Source organism: Aliterella sp. E5.1, from assembly GCF_057473825.1.
On the sequence record NZ_JBYCCV010000273.1, the window covers coordinates 1 to 2,038 of the forward strand.

Genomic DNA, 2,038 nt, shown 5'->3' on the forward strand with positions numbered 1-2,038 from the left:
ATTATTATAGCAGTCATGTAGTTCCTAAGCCTGTAACAATTGAGTTTCTTTATAAAATTACTGGGAGTCAAAACAGTCAATTTGCTAGCTTTAAGCGGCAGGTAAAATCAGCACTTGATGTACTGATAAAAATCGATTTTCTGAAAAGCTACGGCATTGATAAAAATCTAGTGACAGTTAGTCGGGTGCATAAAGCTCCAGAGCATCGCAAATAGTGGGTAATTAATCAGACAGGTAAATAGTGGGTAATTAATCAGACAGGTAAAGATGCAGACAGGGCAGGTGTGTCCCAAGGTCGCTCCTGAAGGATCTACTGTTGCTAGAAAACATACCGTGCTTTGATGCACAATTTCGTCCTGTGGAAAACTCCCACAGCCCATACACATCAATGCTTTCAGCCGTCGCCAAAAATCTCTCTAATCTTTCTTTAATCTTTATCTTTAATCTTAAATAAAATAAAATAAAATATTAATTCTCTAAGAGCGCGGGCGCGAGATAAAGTTGTGAAGCCACAAACCCTTAAAACAACCAGTACCCCCTAGAATGAGCTAAAAAGGCTAGAAAAAGAGTTTAGATACTATTTTCTAAGAAAGAGAATCAAGGCCCTTCTAGGAGCTGCTAGACCCCTTAGAATTGATTCTAGAGTTTATAGAGCAACCAGGTTGGATTGAAGTATCAAGATTGGAAAGATCGGATCGACTTCGCTGCCAGAACATTCCCCCCCCCTGGAGACTTAGATTTTACGGAGCAGTCGCTCCAGTCAAGAGACGCTACGCTCTACGCTTCGCTTCGCTCTTGACTTGCACTCCTTTGCTCCTGATTAAACTTTTTTTTGTTGGGGGGGGGAATGTATCTAAATCCAGCAAAAGGCAGAACAAGCTAGTCAAAATCACCGGAACCGGATTACCCGCTTACGGAAAAGCCGGAACCGGAAAAACCGCCACTAATAACAAATAAAGAAATAACAAATGATTTAACTAACAAATCACTCACTAACGCATAAGAAGGTGAGAGTGAAAATCATTTTCAAAATGGAGATACAGAAGAAAGACCTTCAACTACGCTGAACCCAGACAAGAAAAATCATCTACTTGAGAAGCCCATTGATCCCCCAGAACAATTTTCCGCGCCGCCGAATTCAGAAATCTTCAATTCTTCTGTCCTAGTTCGCAATGACTAGACTAGGCCGGATGAACTTAGAGACCACTCAGCACTTCAGCAAAGAACCCAAGACAACCCCTAAAAGAATCCTTGAGACAATCCGGTCATTAGCGCCTATAAGCTCACTCCTTAAGCGTCATCCAGGCCAGAATCCTGAATCAAATCACCTTTTTCTCATCCTTGTCCAAAGCGGCAGAATTTTTCTGATTTGATTTAGACTTTTCATCCTCCAACTCAGGAATCAAAGAGTCAGACTTTGGACTAGACCCGCTCCCATTTGTAGAACCCTTGAGCGAAGGGTTAATCTCATAGACTACCTTCCTCAACAACGCTGGAGAAAGCCCAGGATAGCGTTCCTGAAAAATCCCAGCGATAAATGCCCAAGAGTGCCCCTTATCCCGACACCCTCGAATCAAAGGCATTAACCGAGTAATCGTACTTTTGTGCGACTTAGCCCCGGCATCAATCTGGCTAAACTTCTCAAGTCGCTGCTCAAGAAACGTATCATCTTCATTGGAAAAGAATTCATCACTGGGGTCATAAGCAGTTTTAGACACAAGCCTCTCTCCTTACCAAAGCTGAACCTACAGCAGTCCTATCCTTCCAAAAATATCGCACAGATAAACCCAATAGCGGAAGCCCTGCACCAGGAGCACCCTGTTTCACTAGCCCAGCTTAAAGACCCTCAAAGGTCATCCAGACTTACTAGCCAGACAAACTCCAAAAACCAGAGCTTAAAATCTCCCATAGAAATATTCACACATTACTTACTGAACTAGAATAATCTCAAAATGAAGCTCTAGAATTGCATAATAGAAAAATCTAAAGACAGATCGCCTGCACCCTAGCTTCTGAAAATGGTTGCCAGTCTTAGCAA

At 42.2% G+C, this 2,038-nt stretch carries 1 protein-coding gene and 1 pseudogene; one reads left to right on the forward strand and one right to left on the reverse strand.

Annotated features, from left to right (window positions below):
* Positions 1 to 215: pseudogene (locus tag AC2VE5_RS26195) on the forward strand (plasmid replication initiator TrfA); the annotation flags it as partial.
* 1,104 nt (positions 216 to 1,319) lie between these two features.
* On the opposite strand, the gene AC2VE5_RS26200 reads toward AC2VE5_RS26195, so the two are convergent.
* A complete protein-coding gene (locus AC2VE5_RS26200; RefSeq protein ID WP_486890484.1) occupies positions 1,320 to 1,718 on the reverse strand; it encodes a hypothetical protein in 399 nt (132 codons plus the stop codon).
* Positions 1,719 to 2,038: the final 320 nt, after the last annotated feature.